The sequence below is a fragment of the Oerskovia sp. 140933 genome (assembly GCF_059651515.1).
In genome coordinates this window covers 1-855 of the sequence record NZ_JAMXIO010000077.1, presented here as the reverse complement: position 1 = coordinate 855, position 855 = coordinate 1, and the positions used below count along the sequence as shown (strand labels likewise).

Below are 855 nucleotides of genomic sequence, written 5' to 3'. Positions count from 1 at the left end.
GGGTCTGCTGCACGGATAGGTGTCAGATGGTCTCAGGCGGCGAGTGCGACCTGAGGGGTGTTGATCGTCTCGTATTCGATGGGTGTCAGTCGACCGAGGCGGGCTTGCCTGCGGCGGCGGTGGTAGGTCCGTTCGATCCAGGTGATGATCGCCAGGCGCAGGTCCTGGCGGGTGGCCCATCGGCGCCGGTCCAGGACGTTCTTTTGCAGCAGGGAGAAGAACGACTCCATCGCGGCGTTGTCGCCGGCGGAGGCGACCTGGCCCATGGACCCGAGCAGGCCGTGGCGGTGCAGTTCGCGTAGGACCTTCCTGCTTCGAAACTGGCTGCCTCGGTCCGAGTGGACCACGCAACCGGTCACGTCACCGCGGCGGGCCGCGGCGCTGACCAGGGCGTTCACTGCGATCCTGGACTTCATCCGGTCGCTGATCGAGTAGCCTACGATCCGGTTGGAGTACAGGTCCTTGATCGCGCACAAGTACAGCTTGCCCTCGCTCGTAGGGTGCTCGGTGATGTCCCAGAGCCATACCTGGTTGGGGCGGTCGGCCTTGAAGACGCGCAGCACCAGATCATCGTGCGCGGGCGGCCCGACCTTCTTACCGTTCTTAGCGCGCTTCTTGCCGAACACGGACCACCACCGGTTGTCGCGACAGATCCGCCACACCCGCCGGTCGCACGCCGCCAAGCCGGCCCGGTGGGCCTCGTCGGCCAGCAGTCGGTGCCCGAACTCGGGGTCCTCGACGTGGGCGTCGAACAGGACGTTGGCCAGATACGCCTCCTCGAGATCGTGCCTGGTCACGGGTGCGGCGAGCCAGCGGTAGTAGGGCTGTCGGGCGAGCTTGAGGACCCGGCACGTC

The 855-nt window shown here is 66.7% G+C and carries 1 protein-coding gene; it reads right to left on the bottom strand.

Going from position 1 to position 855, the window contains the following annotated elements:
- Positions 1-32: 32 nt before the first annotated feature.
- Positions 33-855 (bottom strand): IS3 family transposase (locus NHG27_RS18970; protein WP_497017359.1); only part of this gene is annotated, 823 nt, incomplete at its 5' end.